The organism is Embleya sp. NBC_00888, from assembly GCF_045207655.1.
Taxonomy (GTDB): Bacteria; Actinomycetota; Actinomycetes; order Streptomycetales; family Streptomycetaceae; genus Embleya.
In genome coordinates, this window is record NZ_CP108784.1 from 5,328,932 (window position 1) to 5,349,545 (window position 20,614).

At 70.2% G+C, this 20,614-nt stretch carries 14 protein-coding genes; 10 read left to right on the forward strand and 4 right to left on the reverse strand.

From position 1 onward, the window contains the following. The first annotated feature begins 86 nt into the window (after positions 1 to 86). From mfd to OG948_RS22855, 3 genes are all read left to right on the forward strand, one after another. Positions 87 to 3,644 carry a transcription-repair coupling factor gene (gene mfd, locus OG948_RS22845; protein ID WP_406298278.1) on the forward strand — a complete coding sequence of 1,186 codons (3,558 nt, stop codon included), beginning with the start codon at positions 87 to 89 and terminating at the stop codon, positions 3,642 to 3,644. A 218-nt stretch (positions 3,645 to 3,862) separates the two neighbouring features. Beyond that, positions 3,863 to 4,582, forward strand: coding sequence for a SurA N-terminal domain-containing protein (locus OG948_RS22850; protein WP_406298279.1), 720 nt, complete (start codon positions 3,863 to 3,865; stop codon positions 4,580 to 4,582). 21 nt (positions 4,583 to 4,603) lie between these two features. Then, positions 4,604 to 5,656 (forward strand): MazG family protein, encoded by a 1,053-nt coding sequence (locus OG948_RS22855; protein ID WP_406298280.1) that lies wholly within the window; start codon positions 4,604 to 4,606, stop codon positions 5,654 to 5,656. A gap of 76 nt (positions 5,657 to 5,732) precedes the next feature. On the opposite strand, the gene OG948_RS22860 is transcribed toward OG948_RS22855, so the two are convergent. The 4 genes from OG948_RS22860 to sdhC are packed head-to-tail and all read right to left on the reverse strand — an operon-like array spanning position 5,733 to position 9,126. Then, the gene (locus OG948_RS22860; RefSeq protein ID WP_395866534.1) at positions 5,733 to 6,515 is read right to left on the reverse strand and encodes a succinate dehydrogenase iron-sulfur subunit; all 783 of its coding nucleotides are present in this window, start codon (positions 6,513 to 6,515) and stop codon (positions 5,733 to 5,735) included. Continuing rightward, positions 6,512 to 8,269, reverse strand: coding sequence for a succinate dehydrogenase flavoprotein subunit (gene sdhA, locus OG948_RS22865; protein WP_406298281.1), 1,758 nt, complete (start codon positions 8,267 to 8,269; stop codon positions 6,512 to 6,514). The genes OG948_RS22860 and sdhA overlap by 4 nt, the downstream gene beginning before the upstream one ends. A gap of 28 nt (positions 8,270 to 8,297) precedes the next feature. Then, positions 8,298 to 8,744: a succinate dehydrogenase hydrophobic membrane anchor subunit gene (locus tag OG948_RS22870; RefSeq protein WP_395866482.1), complete on the reverse strand. Its 447-nt coding sequence runs from the start codon at positions 8,742 to 8,744 to the stop codon at positions 8,298 to 8,300. Position 8,745: 1 nt separating this feature from the next. Next, positions 8,746 to 9,126 (reverse strand): succinate dehydrogenase, cytochrome b556 subunit, encoded by a 381-nt coding sequence (sdhC, locus tag OG948_RS22875; protein ID WP_360307991.1) that lies wholly within the window; start codon positions 9,124 to 9,126, stop codon positions 8,746 to 8,748. 395 nt (positions 9,127 to 9,521) lie between these two features. On the opposite strand from sdhC, the gene OG948_RS22880 reads away from it, so the two are divergent. The 7 genes from OG948_RS22880 to OG948_RS22910 all read left to right on the forward strand — a co-directional run bounded on the left by OG948_RS22880 (position 9,522) and on the right by OG948_RS22910 (position 20,612). Then, a complete protein-coding gene (locus OG948_RS22880; RefSeq protein WP_406298282.1) occupies positions 9,522 to 11,429 on the forward strand; it encodes a methylmalonyl-CoA mutase subunit beta in 1,908 nt (635 codons plus the stop codon). Further along, on the forward strand, positions 11,426 to 13,642 hold the full coding sequence (scpA, locus tag OG948_RS22885; RefSeq protein WP_406298283.1) for a methylmalonyl-CoA mutase: 2,217 nt from the start codon (positions 11,426 to 11,428) through the stop codon (positions 13,640 to 13,642). The genes OG948_RS22880 and scpA overlap by 4 nt, the downstream gene beginning before the upstream one ends. Next, a complete protein-coding gene (gene meaB, locus OG948_RS22890; RefSeq protein WP_406298284.1) occupies positions 13,642 to 14,640 on the forward strand; it encodes a methylmalonyl Co-A mutase-associated GTPase MeaB in 999 nt (332 codons plus the stop codon). Before scpA ends, meaB begins: the two co-directional genes overlap by 1 nt. A 184-nt stretch (positions 14,641 to 14,824) precedes the next feature. Beyond that, on the forward strand, positions 14,825 to 16,033 hold the full coding sequence (locus OG948_RS22895) for an amidohydrolase (RefSeq protein ID WP_406298285.1): 1,209 nt from the start codon (positions 14,825 to 14,827) through the stop codon (positions 16,031 to 16,033). 399 nt (positions 16,034 to 16,432) lie between these two features. Beyond that, positions 16,433 to 17,545, forward strand: coding sequence for a BMP family protein (locus OG948_RS22900; RefSeq protein ID WP_406298286.1), 1,113 nt, complete (start codon positions 16,433 to 16,435; stop codon positions 17,543 to 17,545). Between the two features lie 128 nt (positions 17,546 to 17,673). Further along, a complete protein-coding gene (locus tag OG948_RS22905; protein WP_406298287.1) occupies positions 17,674 to 19,290 on the forward strand; it encodes an ABC transporter ATP-binding protein in 1,617 nt (538 codons plus the stop codon). After that, positions 19,287 to 20,612: an ABC transporter permease gene (locus tag OG948_RS22910; protein WP_406298288.1), complete on the forward strand. Its 1,326-nt coding sequence runs from the start codon at positions 19,287 to 19,289 to the stop codon at positions 20,610 to 20,612. The genes OG948_RS22905 and OG948_RS22910 overlap by 4 nt, the downstream gene beginning before the upstream one ends. Positions 20,613 to 20,614 lie beyond the last annotated feature (2 nt).

Here is a 20,614-nt window from a genome sequence, read left to right on the forward strand (position 1 = left end):
GACCCCTTCGGGCGTAGGGTTGTCGGGGAACCCCGGTCCTTTTCCAAGGTCGGGGCCGTTCGCGTTGCGGAGGATCCAACCGGCCCATGAGTCTGACCGGTCTGCTAGACATCGTCGTCCAGGACCCCGCCGTCGCCGAGGCGGTGCGGGCCGCGTCCGAGGGCCGCGGTACCGCCCTCGACCTCGTCGGACCACCGGCACTGCGCCCGTTCGTGGTGGCCGCCATCGCGGCCCGCGCGGATCGGCCCGTGCTCGCGGTCACCGCCACCACCCGCGAGTGCGAGGACCTGGTGGCGGCCCTCGGGTCGCTGCTGCCCGAGGACTCCGTCGTGGAATACCCCTCGTGGGAGACACTGCCGCACGAGCGGCTCTCCCCGCGCTCGGACACCGTCGGGCGCCGACTCGCGGTGCTGCGCAGACTCGCGCACCCGACCTCGGGCGGCCTCGCCGACTCCGGCACCGGAACCCTCAAGGTCGTCGTCGCGCCGATTCGCAGCGTGCTCCAGCCCCAGGTCAAGGGGCTGGGCGAGCTGGAACCGGTGGCCCTGACGGCCGGGCAGGACATCGCCCTGGACACCGTCGTCGAGCAGCTCGCGGCCGCCGCCTACTCCCGGGTCGACCTGGTGGAGAAGCGCGGCGAGTTCGCGGTGCGCGGCGGCATCCTGGACGTCTTCCCGCCGACCGAGGAGCACCCGCTCCGGGTCGAGTTCTGGGGCGACCAGGTGGAGGAGATCCGCTGGTTCAAGGTCGCCGACCAGCGCTCCCTGGAGACCGCCGAACACGGTCTGTGGGCACCGCCGTGTCGCGAGCTGCTGCTCACCGACGAGGTGCGCGAGCGGGCCCGCGAGCTGCTCGAGGAGCACCCGGGTCTGGTCGAGATGCTCGGACGGATCGCCGAGGGCATCGCGGTCGAGGGCATGGAGTCGCTCGCGCCCGCCCTGGTGGACGACATGGAGCTGCTCCTGGACGTGCTGCCGGCCGGGAGCCATGTGCTGGTCTGCGACCCGGAGCGGGTGCGCACCCGTTCGGCGGACCTGGTGGCCACCAGTCGCGAGTTCCTGGACGCCTCCTGGGCCGCCGCGGCGGGCGGCGGGGAGAGCCCGATCGATCTGGGCGCGGCGTCGCTGTGGAGCCTGGCGGACGTGCGCGAGCACGCCCGAGAGATCGGCGTGCCGTGGTGGTCGCTGAGCCCGTTCAGCGCGGACGCCGACGACGCGGGCACCGAGATCGGCGCGGTCGAGGTCGAGGCCTATCGGGGCGACGCGCAGCGGGTGCTGGCCGAGATCAAGGGCCGGCTCGCCGAGGACTGGCGCGTGGTGCTGGTCACCGAGGGCCACGGCCCGGCCGCGCGCTTCGTCGAGACGTTGTCCGGCGAGGGCGTGGCCGCCCGCCTGGACGGCGACCTGGCCCAGGTACCCGACACCGGCATCGTGCACGTGACCACGGGCTGCATCGGCCACGGCTTCAGTTCCGAGCCGCTGCGTACGCTGGTGCTCACCGAGGAGGACGTCTCCGGCCAGCGCACCTCCACCAAGGACATGCGCCGGCTGCCCAGCCGACGGCGCAACATGGTCGACCCGCTGCAACTGCGGGCGGGCGACTTCGTGGTGCACGAGTCGCACGGCGTGGGGCGCTACGTCGAGATGGTCCAGCGCACCGTGCAGGGCGCGCAGCGCGAGTACCTGGTCCTGGAGTACGCGCCGGCCAAGCGCGGCCAACCCGGCGACCGACTGTTCGTGCCCACCGACCAGCTCGAGCAGGTGACCAAGTACGTCGGCGGCGAGAGCCCGTCGCTGCACCGGCTCGGCGGCGCCGACTGGGCCAAGACCAAGGCCAAGGCGAAGAAGGCGATCAAGGAGATCGCGGGCGACCTGATCAAGCTCTACTCGGCCCGGATGGCCGCGCCCGGACACGCGTTCGGCCCGGACACCCCGTGGCAGCGCGAGCTGGAGGACGCCTTCCCCTACGTCGAGACGCCCGACCAGCTCTCCTCGATCGAGGAGGTCAAGGGCGACATGGAGAAGCCGATCCCGATGGACCGGCTGATCTGCGGCGACGTCGGCTACGGCAAGACCGAGATCGCCGTGCGCGCGGCGTTCAAGGCGGTCCAGGACGGCAAGCAGGTGGCCGTGCTCGTGCCGACCACGCTGCTCGTCCAGCAGCACTTCTCCACCTTCTCCGAGCGCTACGCGCAGTTCCCGGTCGTGGTCAGGTCGTTGTCGCGGTTCCAGACCGAGACCGAGGCCAAGGCCGCGCTGGAGGGCCTGCGCGAGGGCTCGATCGACATCGTGATCGGCACCCACCGGCTGTTCTCGTCCGAGACGAAGTTCAAGGACCTGGGCCTGGTGATCGTCGACGAGGAGCAGCGCTTCGGCGTGGAGCACAAGGAGCAGTTGAAGAAGCTGCGCGCGAACGTGGACGTGCTGACCATGTCCGCGACGCCGATCCCGCGCACCCTGGAGATGGCGGTCACCGGCATCCGCGAGATGTCCACGATCACCACGCCGCCCGAGGAGCGGCACCCGGTGCTCACCTTCGTCGGTCCGTACGAGGAGAAGCAGATCGGCGCCGCGATCCGGCGCGAGCTGCTGCGCGAGGGTCAGGTCTTCTACATCCACAACCGGGTCGAGTCGATCGATCGCACGGCCGCGAAGATCCGCGAGATGGTGCCCGAGGCCCGGGTGGCCATCGCGCACGGCCAGATGCACGAGAACGCGCTCGAACAGGTGGTCGTCGACTTCTGGGAGAAGGAGTTCGACGTCCTGGTGTGCACCACGATCGTCGAGTCCGGCATCGACATCTCCAACGCGAACACGCTGATCGTGGAGCGGGCCGACAACTTCGGCCTGTCCCAGCTCCACCAGCTCCGCGGCCGGGTCGGCCGTGGCCGCGAACGCGCGTACGCGTACTTCCTGTACCCGCCGGAGAAGCCGCTGACCGAGACCGCGCACGAGCGGCTCGCCACCATCGCCCAGCACACCGAGATGGGCGCGGGCATGTTCGTGGCGATGAAGGACCTGGAGATCCGCGGCGCGGGCAACCTGCTCGGCGGCGAGCAGTCCGGGCACATCGCGGGCGTGGGCTTCGACCTGTACGTGCGCATGGTGGGCGAGGCGGTCAACCAGTACAAGGAGCTCGCGGCGGGCGGCGAGGGCGTGGAGGAGACCCCGGAGATCCGGGTCGAGCTGCCCATCGACGCGCACGTCCCGCACGACTACGTGCCCGGCGAGCGACTGCGGCTGGAGGCGTATCGGCGGATCGCGGCGATCACCTGCGAGGCGGACATCGACGCGGTGCGGGCCGAACTGGTGGACCGCTACGGGCCGTTGCCGCAGCCGGTGGAGAACCTGTTGGAGGTGGCCCGGTTCCGCGCGCACGTGCGCGGCGCGGGCGTCGCCGATGTCACCCTCCAGGGCAACTTCGTCCGGTTCGGGCCGGTCGATCTGCGCGAGTCGCAGCAGTTGCGACTCCAGCGGCTCTACCCGAAGACCCTGGTCAAGACGGCCACCCACCAGATCCTGGTGCCCAAGCCGATGACCGCGCGGATCGGCGGTCAACCACTGCGCGACGTCGCGCTGCTGGCCTGGGCGCGAGATCTGGTGGACGCGATCCTGCTGGAGCCGATCGGCGCGGCGAAGAAGTGACGAGGGTTCCCGGGCCGGTGCGACCAGCCGGCCCGGGACCCGGTGCGGCCCGCCGACCCGAGACGTCGCCGGTCCGCCGACGCGGTCCGGATGATCTTGGCCAAAGTGCGGACTTCGAGCGTGCCCACCCGTATCTTTGATCGTTGGTCATGGGTCGCACGCCTGCCGTGGCCGACAGTCGCACCGTCGTACAGCGCCATCGAGCCCCGGGAGTTCGTGTGAGTCGCACGTCGCGTTCCGTCCCTGTCGATTCCGCGCACCGCCGGCGCCGGTCCGCGGCCCGGGCCCGGGTGGCCGCGCTGGGCCTGGTGCTCGTCACCGGTTTCGCGCTCTCCGGCTGCTCGGAGTCCAAGGCCGGCGCCGCCGCCGTGGTCGGCGGGGACCGGATCGAGATCTCCACCCTGAACGCCAAGGTCGACAAGCTGGAGCAGGCGTTCTCCCGGAACAACCTGTCGCTGGCCGGCACGAGCGCCCAACTGGAGGCCAACCAGGCCGAGTTGGTGCAGCTCATTTCGCGACGGGTGGTCGACGAGGCGGCCCGGCGCAACCACGTCACGCTGAACGCGACCCAGGTGCTCGCGGCCCGGCGCACACTGGAGGCGCGGTTCCCCAGCCCGGAGGCGCTGCAGGTCCGGCTGTTGCAGACCGGTGTGTTGCCCGGCGAGGTCGACGACTTCGTCCGCACCGAGGCGCTCAAGCCGGAGATCGCCAAGGCACGCGGGATCCAGCTCGGCTCGGCCGATGCCCAGGAGCAGCTCGCGGCGTACCTGAGCGACGTGGCGAGCTCGATGAAGATCACGGTCAACCCCAGGTACGGCACCTGGGACTCGGCGAAGCTGACCACGACCGCCGCGGCGTACTCGTGGCTCGCCCCGGGCACCCAGCCCGCCGGGGCCGGCCTCACCGAGGTCCCGCCCGGCGCGGGGGGCGGCGCCTGACCCGGACCGTAGGCTGGCCGGGTGAGTGACTCGCCTGCTTCCGCGCCGCCCGCCCGTCTCGTCCTGCTCGCCGGGACCCATCGGGTCGCACCCGGTCTGTTGAGCTGGCCCGCGTGGCACACGCTGCGCGAGGCCACCGGCACGCCGACCGGGTGCGTGTTGTCCGCCGACGCCGACCACCCGCAGCTTCCGTATCTGCGCGAGGCGGGCGTCGAGGTCGAGATCGTCGACCCGGACGCGGGCTCGCGGGTGCTCGCGCGCCGGCTGCTGGAGCGGGCCCGGGCCGGCCTGGTGGTGTGGCTCGCGGCCACCGACGACGATCCGGGCCTGGGCGCCTCGCTCGCGCAGGTCGCGGCGGGCGGTGAGGACGCCGAGCCGATCCCGGAGATCGAGCTGTTGCCCGGCGCGTGGGACCTGCCGGGCGCGCGGCTGCTCGACCTGGTCGCGGTGATGGACCGGCTGCGCTCGCCCGGCGGTTGCCCGTGGGACGCGAAGCAGACCCACGAGTCGCTCGCGCGGTATCTGGTCGAGGAGACCTACGAGCTGGTCGACGCGATCGACTCGGGGGACCGCGAGCACCTGCGCGAGGAACTCGGCGACGTGCTGATGCAGGTGTTCTTCCACGCCCGGGTGGCCGAGGAGGACGAGGCCGACCCGTTCTCGATCGACGACGTGGCCGGCGCCATCGTGGACAAGCTGATCAGCCGTCACCCACACGTGTTCGCGGACGTCGAGGCGGACACGCCGGAGGCGGTCGAGGCGAACTGGGACGCGCTCAAGGCGGCGGAGAAGAGCGACCGGGACTCGGCGCTGGACGGGGTGGCGCTGAGCCAGCCGGCACTGGCGCTGGCGGCGAAGTTCTTGTCCCGCACGCGCAAAGCGGGTCTGACCGTGCCCACACCCACGCTGCCGACGGCCTTCGAGGACGACGACTACGCCGGCCCCGAGGCGATCGGCGACCTGCTCCTGGCCGTCACCGAACTCGCCGCCCGGCAAGGCGTCGACGCCGAGACCGCGCTCCGCGCCGCGACCCTGCGCCACGGCGACCGGGTGCGCGCGGTCGAGCGCGGCTAGGCCCTGTCCGGCCGAAACGCACGAGGGCCCGGAACCGATCGGCCGATCGGTTCCGGGCCCTCCTCGCGTCAATCGATCACACGCGGCGGAAGATCAGCGCGCGCTTGACCTCCTGGATCGCCTTGGTGACCTCGATGCCACGCGGGCACGCCTCGGTGCAGTTGAAGGTCGTACGGCAGCGCCACACGCCCTCCTTCTCGTTGAGGATCTCCAGGCGCTCCTCGGCGCCCTCGTCCCGCGAGTCGAAGATGAACCGGTGCGCGTTGACGATCGCGGCCGGGCCGAAGTACTGCCCGTCGCTCCAGAACACCGGGCACGACGTGGTGCACGCCGCGCACAGGATGCACTTGGTGGTGTCGTCGAAGCGCTCCCTGTCCTCAGGCGACTGCAATCTCTCGCGCGTCGGCTCATTGCCCGACGTGATCAGGAACGGCATCACGTCCTTGTACGCCTGCATGAACGGATCCATGTCGACGACGAGGTCCTTCTCCAGCTTCAGGCCCTTGATCGCCTCGACCGTGATCGGCTTGGACATGTCCAAGTCCTTGACCAGGGTCTTGCAGGCCAGCCGGTTGCGACCGTTGATCCGCATCGCGTCCGAGCCGCAGATGCCGTGCGCGCACGAGCGTCGAAAGGTCAGCGAACCGTCCTGCTCCGCCTTGATCTTCATCATCGCGGTGAGGATGCGCTCGGTCGGGTCGGCCTCGACCCTGAAGTCCTGCCAGTACGGCTCCGCGTCGGTCTCCGGGTTGAACCGGCGGATCCGCAGCGTGATCGTGATCAGGGTGTGGTCACGCTCGGCGGCCGTGGCTCCGTGCCCCTTGCCGGGCGCGGTCTCTTCCACTACGGCAGTCATCAGTACTTACGCTCCATCGGCTGGTAGCGGGTGACCACGACCGGCTTGTAGCCCAGGCGGATCGAGTGCTCGCCCTTCGCGTCGACCTCGCGGTACGCCATCGTGTGCTTCATGTAGTTCTCGTCGTCGCGCGCCTGGAAGTCCTCGCGCGCGTGCCCGCCGCGGGACTCCTTGCGGTTCTGCGCGCCGACCACCAGGACCTCGGCGAGGTCGAGCAGGAAGCCCAGCTCGATCGCCTCGAGCAGGTCGGTGTTGTACCGCTTGCCCTTGTCCTGGATGGAGACGTCCAGGTAGCGCTTCTGCAGGCTCTTGATGTCCGAGAGCGCCTGCTTGAGCGTCTCCTCGGTGCGGTAGACGCCGGCGTTCGCGTCCATCGTCTCCTGCATCTCGGCGCGGATCGCGCCGACCCGCTCGGTGCCCGCGCTGTCCCGCAGCCGCTCGATCAGCTCGACGACCGTGGCCTCGGGGACCTCCGGCAGCTCGACGAAGTCGTGCGTCGTGGCGTATTCGGCGGCGGCGATGCCGGCGCGCCGACCGAACACGTTGATGTCGAGCAGCGAGTTGGTGCCCAGGCGGTTGGAGCCGTGCACCGACACGCAGGCGACCTCGCCGGCCGCGTACAGGCCGGGCACCACCGTGGTGTTGTCCGAGAGCACCTCGGCCTCGACGTTGGTCGGGATGCCGCCCATCGCGTAGTGCGCGGTGGGGTACACCGGGACCAGCTCGGTGGTCGGCTCGACGCCCAGGTAGGTGCGCGCGAACTCGGTGATGTCGGGCAGCTTCTCCTCGATCTGCTCCGCCGGCAGGTGGGTCAGGTCGAGGTAGACGTAGTCCTTGTTCGGACCCGCGCCGCGGCCTTCGAGCACCTCCAGGACCATCGAGCGCGCGACGATGTCACGCGGCGCGAGGTCCTTGATGGTGGGCGCGTAGCGCTCCATGAAGCGCTCGCCGTCCGCGTTGCGCAGGATGCCGCCCTCGCCGCGCGCGCCCTCGGTGAGCAGGATGCCCAGGCCCGCGAGGCCGGTCGGGTGGAACTGGTAGAACTCCATGTCCTCCAGCGGCAGCCCGCGGCGCCACGCGATGCCCATGCCGTCACCGGTGAGGGTGTGCGCGTTCGAGGTGGTCTTGAAGACCTTGCCGAAGCCGCCGGTCGCGAAGATCACCGACTTGGCCTGGAAGACGTGGATCTCGCCGGTGGCCAGCTCGTACGCCACCACACCCGAGGTGGTCTTGTTGCCCGCCTCGTCCTCGGCCAGCAGCAGGTCGAGCACGTAGAACTCGTTGTAGAACTCGACGTTCTGCTTGACGCAGTTCTGGAACAGCGTCTGCAGGATCATGTGGCCGGTGCGGTCCGCCGCGTAGCACGAGCGGCGCACGGCCGCCTTGCCGTGGTCGCGGGTGTGGCCGCCGAAGCGGCGCTGGTCGATCCGGCCCTCGGGGGTCCGGGAGAAGGGGAGGCCCATCTTCTCCAGGTCCAGGACGGCGTCGATCGCCTCCTTGCACATGATCTCCGCGGCGTCCTGGTCGGTGAGGTAGTCACCACCCTTGACCGTGTCGAACGTGTGCCACTCCCAGTTGTCCTCCTCGACGTTCGCGAGGGCGGCGCACATGCCGCCCTGCGCCGCGCCGGTGTGCGAACGCGTGGGGTACAGCTTGGTCAGTACGGCGGTACGGCTGCGCTTGCTCGACTCCAGGGCCGCGCGCATGCCGGCGCCGCCCGCGCCGACGATGACGGTGTCGTACTTGTGGGTCTGCATGATGCTCGTTCAGTCCTCGGGGTACTGGTCAGCTGCCGATGTTCGGGTCGAAGGTGAAGATCACCAAGGTCCCCAGGAAAAGCACGATCAGCGCGGACGTGTAGAGCAGCGCCTTGAGCCAGAACCGGGTCTGGTCCCGCTCCGCGTAGTCGTTGATGATCGTGCGCAGACCGTTGACACCGTGCAGCTCGGCGAGCCACAGCATGATGAGGTCCCACGACTGCCAGAACGGCGAGGACCAGCGGCCCGCGACGAACGCGAAGCCGATCTTGGACACACCGCCGTCCAGGACGAGCTGAATGATCAGGTGGCCGATGACCAGGACGACCAGGAGGACGCCCGACAGCCGCATGAACAGCCAGCCGTAGAGCTCGAAGTTGGTCTTGGTCGAACGCGGTGAGCGCTTGCTGCGCGGAGACTCGATCGACGGACCGCCGCCGTGGATCTTGGGCGCGTTTTCGATGGTGGCGGACACTTCAGCTCCCGAAGATGGTCTTGATCGAGTGCTGCAGGATCGGGTAGGCACTCCCGGCCATCAGCACGACCCAGACGCCGACGACAGTCCAGAGCATCTGCTTCTGGTAGCGCGGGCCCTTCTCCCAGAAGTCCACCGCGATGATCCGCAGACCATTGAGTGCGTGGAACAGGATGGCCGCGACGAGCCCGTACTCGAGCAGGTTGACGAACGGGTTCTTGTAGATCTCGATCGTCTCGTCGTACGCCTCGGGCGATACGCGAACGAGTGCGGTGTCGAGGACGTGCGCGAACAGGAAGAAGAAGATGAGGACGCCGGTGACTCGATGAGCCACCCATGACCACATGCCTTCCCGGCCGCGGTAGAGCGTTCCAGCCGGCACGGAAACTACCCTCCGGGTGCGGTACAAGGGGGACGCGGCCGGCTGGGAGGGTGTCCGCATTCCGTGTCGGACCCTCTGGTTGTCGGTCGGCCCGGCCGGGTATCGGTCGCCCGGCCCCGGCCATGGTAGCCACCGATGAGGGGGCCTCTTGTGGCAGGGCGCGCGATGTGATCCATTCCGCATGACGGAGTGGAACCATCCGGGTGACCCGGACGTCGAGGGGTCACGATTCACTGACGCCCCGTCAGCACCCGTACGGGTGAAAGCCGCACGGGTGCGGACGAAAGATCGAGGCAAGCGCTGCGCCGCAGGTCGAAGATGTGACCGGCGGGTAGGGCCGGCATCACATCGACAGTGCGTATTCATCGGCCCCGTCGGTCCATACGATGCGACCCATGACGGAGGCTACTGTCGATGGCGGCACGTCTACCGGGTCCACCTTCGCGAGCCAGTTCCCGCAGCCCACGCGGGAACAATGGCAGCGCCTCGTGGCCGGCGTGCTCCGCAAATCGAAGGTGCTGGGCGAGAACGACGCGCCCGAGCACCCCGAAGACCTGCTGGCGACCACTACCTACGACGGCATCAAGCTGTCCCCGCTGTACACGGAGGCGGCCGCCCGGCCGGGCGTGCCCGGGCTGAGTCCGTTCGTCCGGGGCTCGCGCGCGGCCGGACACGCCGCCGACGGCTGGGACGTGCGTCAGTCGCACGCCGACTCCGATCCGGCCCGCGCCAACGAGAGTGTGCTCGCCGATCTGGAGAACGGGGTCACGTCCGTCTTCCTGCGGGTGGGCGACGGCGCGCTGGCGCCGGCGGACCTGGCCCGCGCGCTCGACGGCGTGCTGCTCGACCTGGCACCGGTGGCCCTGGCCACCGGTGCCGACTTCGTCGCGGCCGGCGACGCGTTGCTCGCGGTGTTCCGCGCGAGCGGCATCGCGCCGGGCGAGCCGCGCGGCAACCTGGGCGCCGACCCGATCTCGCACCACGCGCGCACCGGGGCGGGCGCCGACCTGGTGGCCGCCGCGGACCTGGCGGCCCGCGCGCACGCCGAGTTCCCGGGCCTTCAGGCGATCGCCGTGGACGGGCAGCCGTACCACGAGGCGGGTGGCTCGGAGGGCCAGGAGTTGGGCGCGGCCACCGCCGCCGGCGTCGCGTACCTGCGCGCGCTGACGGCTGCCGGGCTCGACGTGGACACCGCGCTGGGCCTGGTCGAGTTCCGCTTCGCGGCCACCGCCGAGCAGTTCCCGACGATCGCCAAGCTGCGCGCGGCCCGCCGGTTGTGGGCCCGGGTCGCGCAGGCGTCCGGTGCCTCCCCGGCGGCCGGCGCGCAGCGCCAACACGCGCTCACCTCGTGGGCGATGACCACCCGGCGCGACCCCTGGGTCAACATGCTGCGCACCACGGTCGCCTCCTTCGCGGCCGGCGTCGGCGGCGCGGACGCGGTCACCGTGCGCGCCTTCGACGCGGCGATCGGCCTGTCCGACCCGTTCTCGCGGCGGATCGCCCGCAACACGCAGGCGCTGCTCCTGGAGGAGTCGCACCTCGCGCAGGTGATCGACCCGGCCGGCGGCTCGTGGTTCGTCGAGCAACTCACCGACGACCTCGCCCGCACCGGCTGGGCGTTCTTCCAGGAGATCGAACGACGCGGCGGGATCGTCGCGGTGCTCGACTCGGGTTGGCTCGGCGAGCGCCTGGCCGAGATCCGAGCCGAGCGGGACCGGGACATCGCCCACCGGACCGACCCGATCACCGGCGTCAGCGAGTTCCCGAACCTGACCGAGGCGCCCGTCGTGCGCGAACCCGCGCCCGACGTCCCGGTCTCCGCCGCCGGGCTGCCCCGGGTGCGCTACGCCGAGGCGTACGAGTCGCTGCGCGACGCCTCGGACGCGCTGCTGGCCGCCTCCGGTGAGCGCCCGAGCGTCTTCCTGGCCACCCTGGGCCCGCTCGCGCAGTACACCGCGCGGGCCGGCTTCGTGACCAACCTGTTCGCCGCCGGTGGCATCGCCGCCGTCGAAGCGGGCATCACCGCGGTGGACGAGGGCGCGGTCGAGCAGATTCTCGAGCGCTGGACGGCGGCCGGCCGCCCGGCGACCGCCGTGCTCGCCTCCTCGGAGAAGCTGTACGCGAGCCTGGCGGCACCGGTGACCGCGGCGCTGCGCGCGGCCGGCGCCCGCCGGATCCTGATCGCGGGCCAAAAGGCGCACGGAGCGGACCCGGACGGGTACGTGTACACCGGGTGCGACGCGCTCGAGGTCCTGCACGCCACGTACCAGACCCTGGCGGAATCCCCGGAGGGGGCGAAATGAGCATTCCCGACTTCACCCAGGTCGAGCTCGACGCGCCCGCGTCCGGTGACCTCGACGCGTGGCGGGACGCCGTGCGCGAGGAGACCGGCAAGGACGCGGACGCGCTGACCCACGACACCCCCGAGGGCATCCCGCTCAAGGCGCTGTACACCGAGGAGGACCTGGAGGGGCTCGACTTCCTGGGCACCTACCCGGGCATCACGCCGTTCCTGCGCGGTCCGTACCCGACGATGTACGTCAACCAGCCGTGGACGATCCGCCAGTACGCGGGCTTCTCCACCGCCGAGGAGTCCAACGCCTTCTACCGGCGCAACCTGGCGGCGGGCCAGAAGGGCCTGTCGATCGCGTTCGACCTGGCCACCCACCGCGGCTACGACTCGGACCACCCGCGGGTGACCGGCGACGTGGGCATGGCGGGTGTCGCGATCGACTCGATCTACGACATGCGCCAACTCTTCGACGGCATCCCGCTGGACCGGATGTCGGTGTCGATGACGATGAACGGCGCGGTGCTCCCGGTGCTCGCGCTGTACATCGTCGCGGCGGAGGAGCAGGGGGTGGCACCGAAACACCTGACGGGGACGATCCAGAACGACGTCCTCAAGGAGTTCATGGTCCGCAACACCTACATCTATCCGCCCAAGCCCTCGATGTCGATCATCTCCGACATCTTCGCGTACACGTCGCAGAAGATGCCGAAGTTCAACTCGATCTCGATCTCCGGCTACCACATCCAGGAGGCCGGGGCCACGGCCGACCTGGAGTTGGCGTACACGCTCGCGGACGGCATCGAGTACCTGCGCGCCGGTGTCGCGGCGGGCCTGGACATCGACGCGTTCGCGCCGCGCCTGTCGTTCTTCTGGGCGATCGGGATGAACTTCTTCATGGAGGTCGCCAAGCTGCGCGCGGCGCGCCTGCTGTGGGCCGACATCGTCAAGTCGTTCGGCGCGAAGAACCCCAAGTCGTTCTCGCTGCGCACGCACTCGCAGACCTCGGGCTGGTCGCTGACCGCGCAGGACGTGTTCAACAACGTGGTGCGCACCTGCCTGGAGGCGATGGCCTCGACCCAGGGGCACACCCAGTCGCTGCACACCAACGCGCTCGACGAGGCGCTCGCGCTGCCGACCGACTTCTCCGCCCGGATCGCGCGCAACACCCAGTTGTTGCTCCAGCAGGAGTCGGGCACGTGCGACGTGATCGACCCGTGGGGCGGCTCGGCCTACATCGAGCGGCTCACCCACGACCTGGCGGTCCGTGCCCGCGAGCACATCGCCGAGGCCGAGCGGGCGGGCGGCATGGCGTCGGCGATCGCCGAGGGCCTGCCCAAGCTGCGGATCGAGGAGGCGGCGGCGCGCACCCAGGCCCGGATCGACTCGGGTCGGCAGTCGGTGATCGGCGTGAACAAGTACCTGGTCGCCAGCGACGAGGCGATCGACGTGCTCAAGATCGACAACAAGGCGGTCCGCGAGGGCCAGTTGGACAAGTTGCGCAGGTTGCGCGAGGAGCGCGACGAGGACGCGGTGCGCCGCGCGCTGGCCGCGCTGTCCGGCGCGGCGCAGGCCGACGTCGAGGGCACCCGGCCGCGCGACCTCGAACACAACCTGCTCGCGCTCGCGGTGGACGCCGCGCGGGCCAAGGCCACCGTCGGCGAGATCTCCGACGCGCTGGAGTCGGCCTACGGGCGCCACCAGGCGCAGATCCGCACGCTGACCGGGGTGTACCGGGAAGAGGTGGGCATGTCGCCGAACGTCGAGACGGCGCGCTCGCTGGTCGCCCGGTTCGAGGAGTTGGAGGGCCGCCGCCCGCGCATACTGGTCGCCAAGATGGGCCAGGACGGGCACGACCGAGGCCAGAAGGTGATCGCCACCGCGTTCGCCGACCTCGGCTTCGACGTGGACGTGGGCGCGCTGTTCCAGACGCCGGGCGAGGTGGCCCGACAGGCGGTCGAGGCGGACGTGCACGTGGTCGGGGTGTCCTCGCTCGCGGCCGGTCACCTCACCCTGGTGCCGGCGCTGCGGCAGGAACTCGCCGCGCTGGACGCCGAGGAGATCATGGTCGTGGTCGGCGGGGTGATCCCGCCCGCCGACGTGCAGCCGCTGCTGGACATGGGCGCCACGGCGGTCTTCCCGCCCGGCACGGTGATCGCGGACGCCGCGGTGGACCTGCTCAAGGGCCTGTACAAGCAGTTGGACCACGAGCTGCCGGTCGACTGATGGCACGCGTGATCGACGTCGGCGCGTACGCCGAGGGCGTGCTCGCGGGCAACCGGACGATCCTGGCCCGGGCGGTCACGCTGGTCGAGTCCACCCGGGCCGACCACCGCGACCTCGCGCAGGAGTTGCTGGTCAAGTTGTTGCCGCACGCCGGCGGTGCCCACCGGGTGGGCATCACCGGCGTGCCGGGCGTGGGCAAGTCCACCTTCATCGAGACGCTGGGCACCCGGTTGACCGGCGAGGGGCACCGGGTCGCGGTGCTCGCGGTGGACCCGTCCTCCTCGCGGCACGGCGGCAGCATCCTGGGCGACAAGACCCGGATGGGCCGACTCGCGGTGGACGACAACGCGTTCGTGCGCCCCTCGCCCACCGCCGGCACCCTGGGCGGCGTCGCGCGGGCCACCCGCGAGTCGATCGTGCTGATGGAGGCGGCGGGCCACGACGTGGTGCTGGTGGAGACGGTCGGCGTGGGCCAGTCCGAGACCACCGTGGCGAACATGGTCGACTGCTTCCTGTTCCTGACCCTCGCGCGCACCGGCGACCAGCTCCAGGGCATCAAGAAGGGCGTGCTGGAACTGGCCGACGTGGTCGCGGTGAACAAGGCGGACGGCGAGTACGCGCTCGCGGCCCGCCGCGCGGCCCGCGAACTGGCGGGCGCGCTGCGGCTGATGCGGCGCGCGGGGGAGTCGTGGACCACGCCGGTGCTGACCTGTTCCGGCCTGTCCGGGGAGGGCCTGGACGAGGTCTGGGAAACCATCCTCAAACATCGGCGCACGCTGGAGGAAACCGGCGAATTGACCGAATTGCGGCGCCGGCAACAGGTCGACTGGACCTGGGCGACGGTGCACGACTCGCTGCTCGCCGAGTTGCGCGGGCACCCCGCGGTGCGGGCTATCGTGCCCGACCTCGAACGCGACGTCCGCGATGGCCATCTCACCGCGACGCTTGCCGCGTCTCGCATCCTGGACGCGTTCCATGGGCGGCAAGGGCAGTCCTGATCAATGGGGCGCTTGGTTGATACGCGGCCGAGTGGGCAGAAGCCGGCCAATGGCGAAACGGGCGGACAGTCATACCCCTACCGGCGGTAGCGCATGCGCCGGCGGGAGGCTTTTTTCTCACCCGAACGGGGGTAATTCGCTCCCTACCACGTCGCGAAGACCGATGCAACGTACTCTTGCGTGGGTGAGCGAATCCCTCCACGCCCAGGCCGCCGCCAAAGCCGCGGCTTTCGCCGACGAGCTGGTCGCCTTTCGGCGCGACCTGCACATGCATCCGGAGCTGGGTCGGGAGGAGTTCCGTACCACCGGGCTCATCCGGGAACGGCTGGTACGCGCGGGCCTGAGCCCGCGGCTACTGCCCGGCACGGGCCTGGTGTGCGACATCAGACCCCAGCGGGCCTCGCCCGGCGCCCGGACCGCGGGCGAGCGGATGATCGCCTTCCGCGGCGACATCGACGCGCTGCCGGTGGACGACGTCAAGGACGTGGCCTACCGCTCGACGGTGCCCGGCCGCGCGCACGCGTGCGGCCACGACGTGCACACCTCGATCCTGCTCGGCACGGGCCTGGTGCTGGCCGAGTTCGCCCGGGACGGGCTGTTGCCCCGACCGGTGCGGCTGATCTTCCAGCCCGCCGAGGAGAAGCTGCCGGGCGGCGCGCTCGACGTGATCAAGGCGGGCGGCCTCGCGGGTGTCTCGGAGATCCACGCCATCCACTGCGACCCCAAGGTCGAGGTCGGCCGGGTCGGGCTGCGCGCCGGCGCGATCACCTCGGCCTGCGACCGGGTGGTGGTCACCCTCACCGGCGCGGGCGGCCACACCGCCCGTCCGCATCGCACCACCGACCTGGTCACCGCGCTGGCCAAGCTCGCCTCGGAGCTGCCCTCGGCGTTCTCCCGGCGGATCGACCCGCGCTCGGGCGCGAGCCTGGTGTGGGGGCGGATCCAGTCCGGCTCCGCGCCGAACGTGATCCCGCAGCACGGCGAGCTGGAGGGCACCCTGCGCTGCCTCGACCTGGAGGCGTGGCGACAGGCTCCGGACGTGATGCACGAGCTGGTGGACGCGATCGCCTCGACCTACGGCGCCAAGTGGGAGCTCGAACACCACCGGGGCGTGCCGCCGGTGGTCAACGACCCCGACGCGGTCGCCTCGATGCGCACGGTCGCGACCGGGGTGCTGGGCGCGAGCGCGGTCGAGAGCACCGAGCAGAGCCTGGGCGGCGAGGACTTCTCGTGGTTCCTGGACCAGGTCCCCGGCGAGCTCACCCGGCTCGGCGTGCGACCCGCCGGGCACCCCGTATACGACCTGCACCAGGGGAGTTTCGACGTCGACGAGCGGGCGATCGGAGTCGGCGTCCGACTCTTCGCCGGGCTGGCGCTGCGGCCCTTTCGTTGACCCCGACCGGACCGGGTGCGCGCCGCGCGGGCGGGTGCGCCGGGAAGGGACGTATGCGGAACTGTTAACCGCCGCGACCCCGGTCCCCGTTCCTCCCGCGTTCGTAAGTCTGTAATGTTCCGACCCGGTGCCGTTCGATCACGTGCGGCACCGGGTCTTTTCCGTCTGTCATGTCGCGGACTGCCCGGTTCCGCGCCGACCCGTCTCTGCTCCGGCTACTCGGCCGGGCTAACGGGGCGTGTTGCGGTGGCGATTCACGGTTTTTGTCGCTCATATTCTTTTACTAGGTATGCTCTCCGACGGCTAGCAGGTCTACGCGCGTTTACCAGGGATGCAAGCGCGTCAGAGTCTGCATCTGGGAGCAGCGCCCGAAGGGGCGCTCATCGGAAGGAGACACCCGTGCGCCGGGTATCCAAGGTGACCGCGGCTGCGGTCGGCGTCACTCTCGCCCTTACTGCCACCGCCGCGTGCGGTAGCAAGCCCAAGGACGACGACAAGAAGTCGAATTCGGGCAGCAGTGCCACCCCGGGTGGTACGCAGGCGACCAAGATCGACTTCAAGGCATGCATGGTGACGGACACCGGCGGCATCGACGACCGCTCCTTCAACGCCTCCTCGTGGGCGGGCCTGCAGCAGGCCAAGTCGGAGCTCGGCGTCGACGTGAAGTACATCACCTCGAAGACCGAGAACGACTACGTGCCGAACCTGAACAGCCTCGTGAACGACAAGTGCGGCCTGATCATCGCCGTCGGCGGCCTGATGGCCGACGCGACCAAGGCCGCCGCGACGACGCACAAGGACCAGAAGTTCGCGATCGTCGACTCGGCCAGCATCGAGCCGAACGTGCAGGGTTTGCAGTTCAACACGGCCGAGGCCGGCTTCCTCGGCGGCTACCTCGCCGCGGGCTACTCCAAGACCGGCAAGGTCGCCACCTTCGGTGCGAAGGCGATCCCGCCGGTCACCGTGTTCATGGACGGCTACGTCCAGGGCGTCAAGTACTACAACCAGACCAAGGGCAAGAACGTCCAGGTCATCGGTTGGGACGAGGTCAAGGGCGACGGCTCGCTCACGGAGAAGTTCGACTCGCCCTCCGACGGCGAGCGCACCGCCAACGACTTCATCGCCCAGGGCGCCGACGTGATCATGCCGGTCGCCGGTCAGACCGGTCTCGGTGCCACCTCCGCCGTGCAGAAGAGCAACGGCAAGGCGAGCGTCATCTGGGTCGACACGGACGGCTACGAGAGCGCCCCGCAGTACAAGACGGTGTTCCTGTCGACCGTGACCAAGGACATCAAGGGCCAGGTGTTCAACGCGGTCAAGGCCGCGGCGACGAACCAGTTCACCACCAAGTCCACGATCGGCACGCTGGCGAACAACGGGGTCGGCCTGGCGCCGTTCCACGACTTCGACTCGAAGGTCCCCGCCGAGCTCAAGAGCGAGCTGGACGCGGTCAAGGCCGACATCGTCAGCGGCAAGATCAAGATCACCTCGAAGAACCAGCCGAAGAGCTGACTTCGACGATCGGGCGCCGCGGAAGCAGATTCCGCGGCGCCCGTGTCCGTACCGCCCGGGCCCCGCGGGGACCCGGGTCGAACCCGTAGCGGCCCCTCGCGGGGGGCGTAGCCGAGGAGGTCTCCGCGTTGAAGCTCGAACTGCGCGGAATCACGAAACGGTTCGGGTCGCTGGTCGCCAACGACCACATCGACCTGACCGTCGAGCCGGGGGAGATCCACTGCCTTCTCGGTGAGAACGGTGCCGGCAAGTCGACCCTGATGAACGTGCTCTACGGGCTCTACGAGCCCACCGAGGGCGAGATCGTGGTCGACGGCACCCCCCGCAAGTTCCGGACCGCCGGCGACGCGATCGACGCGGGCATCGGCATGGTCCACCAACACTTCATGCTGGTCCCGGTCTTCACCGTCGCCGAGAACGTCATGCTCGGCCACGAGGAGACCAAACCGCTGGGCTGGCTGGACCGCCGTCGGGCCCGCAAGAAGGTGCTCGACCTCGTCGACGAGTACGGCCTCAAGGTCGACCCGGACATGTTGGTCGAGGACCTCCCCGTCGGTCTGCAACAGCGGGTGGAGATCCTCAAGGCGCTGGTGCGCGACGCCAAGGTGCTCATCCTGGACGAGCCCACCGCGGTGCTCACCCCGCAGGAGACCGAGGAACTGTTCCGGGTGATGCGCGCGCTGCGCGCCTCCGGCCACTCCATCGTGTTCATCACGCACAAGCTCAAAGAGGTCAAGGCGGTCGCCGACCGGATCACCGTGATCCGGCGCGGCAAGGTCGTCGGCACCGCGGACCCCGCCTCCTCGGAGAAGGAACTCGCGTCGCTGATGGTCGGCCGGCCGGTCAAGCTGGTGGTCGACAAGCCCGAGGCGAAGCCGGGCGCGGTCCGGTTGGAGATCGACGACCTGACCGTGCTCGACGGCAACGGCCAGGCCGTGGTGGACCGGGTCGACCTGCGCCTGCACGAGGGCGAGATCCTGGGCATCGCGGGCGTGGACGGCAACGGCCAGAGCGAGTTGACCCAGGCCATCCTGGGCCTGCGTACGCCCGCCGCCGGGAAGATCAGCCTGGACGGACACGACCTCGCGGGCCGTACCCCGCGGCAGATCCTCCACTCCGGCGTCGGCTTCGTGCCCGAGGACCGTCAGCACGACGGCATCGTCGGCGACTTCACGGTGGCCGAGAACCTGGTGCTGGACCTGGTCACCCAGCCGCCGTTCGGTCGCCGTGGATCGATCCACTTGGGCGCGGTGCGCGACAACGCGCGCAAGCGGGTCGAGGAGTTCGACATCCGCACCCAGACCATCGACTCGCCGGCCGGCACGCTGTCCGGCGGCAATCAGCAAAAGGTCGTCGTGGCACGCGAACTCTCGCGCCCGTTGCGGCTGTTCATCGCCTCGCAGCCCACCCGAGGGGTGGACGTGGGGGCGATGGAGTTCATCCACAAGCGGATCGTGGCCGAGCGCGACGTCGGCACCCCGGTGATCATCGTGTCCACCGAGTTGGACGAGGTGGTCGCGCTGGCCGACCGGATCGCGGTGATGTATCGCGGTCGGATCGTGGACATCGTGCCGCCCACCACGTCCCGGGGGGACCTGGGTCTGCTGATGGCCGGCGTGATCCCGAACCGGGACGGGGCCCAGGCGAGTGCACCGGCCGGCGCCACCGCGGCGACCACGAAGCCGGACGCGGCCCAGACCGCCATCGACAGCGACGAAACCCCGGGGGAGGAGGACCCAGCGTGACCGAGGACAACAAGAGCACGCCCGGCGAGCCGAGCGAGGCGAAGCCGGCCCTGACCGAGAAGACGGCCGGGGCGAGCCCGTCTGCGCCGTCGAAGCCCTCGCTCGGTCGGGCCATGCTCGACGCGATCATCACCGGCAATACGGCCGTGGTGACCTTCCTGGCGATCGTGCTCGCGCTGGTCGTCGGCGGCGTCCTGATGATCCTCGCGGACCAGGACGTGCTCGACGAGTACAAGTACTTCTTCGCCGCCCCCGGCGAAGCGCTCTCCAGCTCCTGGACCCTGGTCTCGGACGCCTACACGGCGATGTTCAAGGGCGCGATCGTCAATCCGGACACCTTCTCCGACGGTTCGGTCGAGGACATCTTCCGGCCGATCTCCGAGACGATCACCCAGGCCACGCCGCTGATCTTCGGCGGTCTCGCGGTCTCGATCGCCTTCCGCACCGGGCTGTTCAACATCGGTGCGCAGGGCCAGATCATCGCCGGCGCGGTGTTCGCGTCGTGGGTGGGGTTCGTCGTCGACCTGCCGCCGGTGATCCACCTGGTCTTCGTGATCCTCGCCGGCGTGATCGGGGGCGGCCTGTACGCGGGCATCGCCGGTTTCCTCAAGGCCCGCTACGGCGCGCACGAGGTGATCGTGACGATCATGCTCAACCACATCGCGGTGCTGCTGCTCGGCTGGCTGCTGACCACCGACGCCTTCCGCCGGGGCGGCCAGTCGCAGCCGATCGGCAAGGACGCGAACGAGAACGCGGTGCTGCCGAACCTGTTCGGCGACAACCTGCGGATCCACTTCGGCATCATCCTGGCGCTGGTCGCGGCCGGGGTCTACTGGTGGCTGCTCAACCGCTCCACGCTCGGTTTCGAGCTGCGCGCGGTGGGCTCCAACCCGGAAGCGGCGCGTACGGCGGGCATGAGCGTGGCCCGCGCGCAGATCCTGGCGATGGTGATCGCCGGTGCGATGGCCGGTCTCGCCGGTGTCTCGCAGGTGATGAGTTCGACCAACCCGGCACACACGCTGACCCCGAGCATCGACGCCGGCATCGGCTTCGACGCGATCACCGTGGCCCTGCTCGGCCGCACCAAGCCGCTGGGCACCGTGCTGGCCGCGCTGCTGTTCGGCGCGCTGCGCGCGGGTGGCTCGACCATGCAGGCGTCCGCGAACGTGTCCGTCGACATCGTCATCGTCATCCAGGCCGTGATCGTGCTGTTCGTCGCGGCGCCGCCGCTGGTGCGCTCGATCTTCCGGCTGCGCGGGGCCCGCACGGGCGCCGAGGGCGGGCCGTTGGCCGCCAAGGAGACCGTGGGGGTCCAGGCATGAGC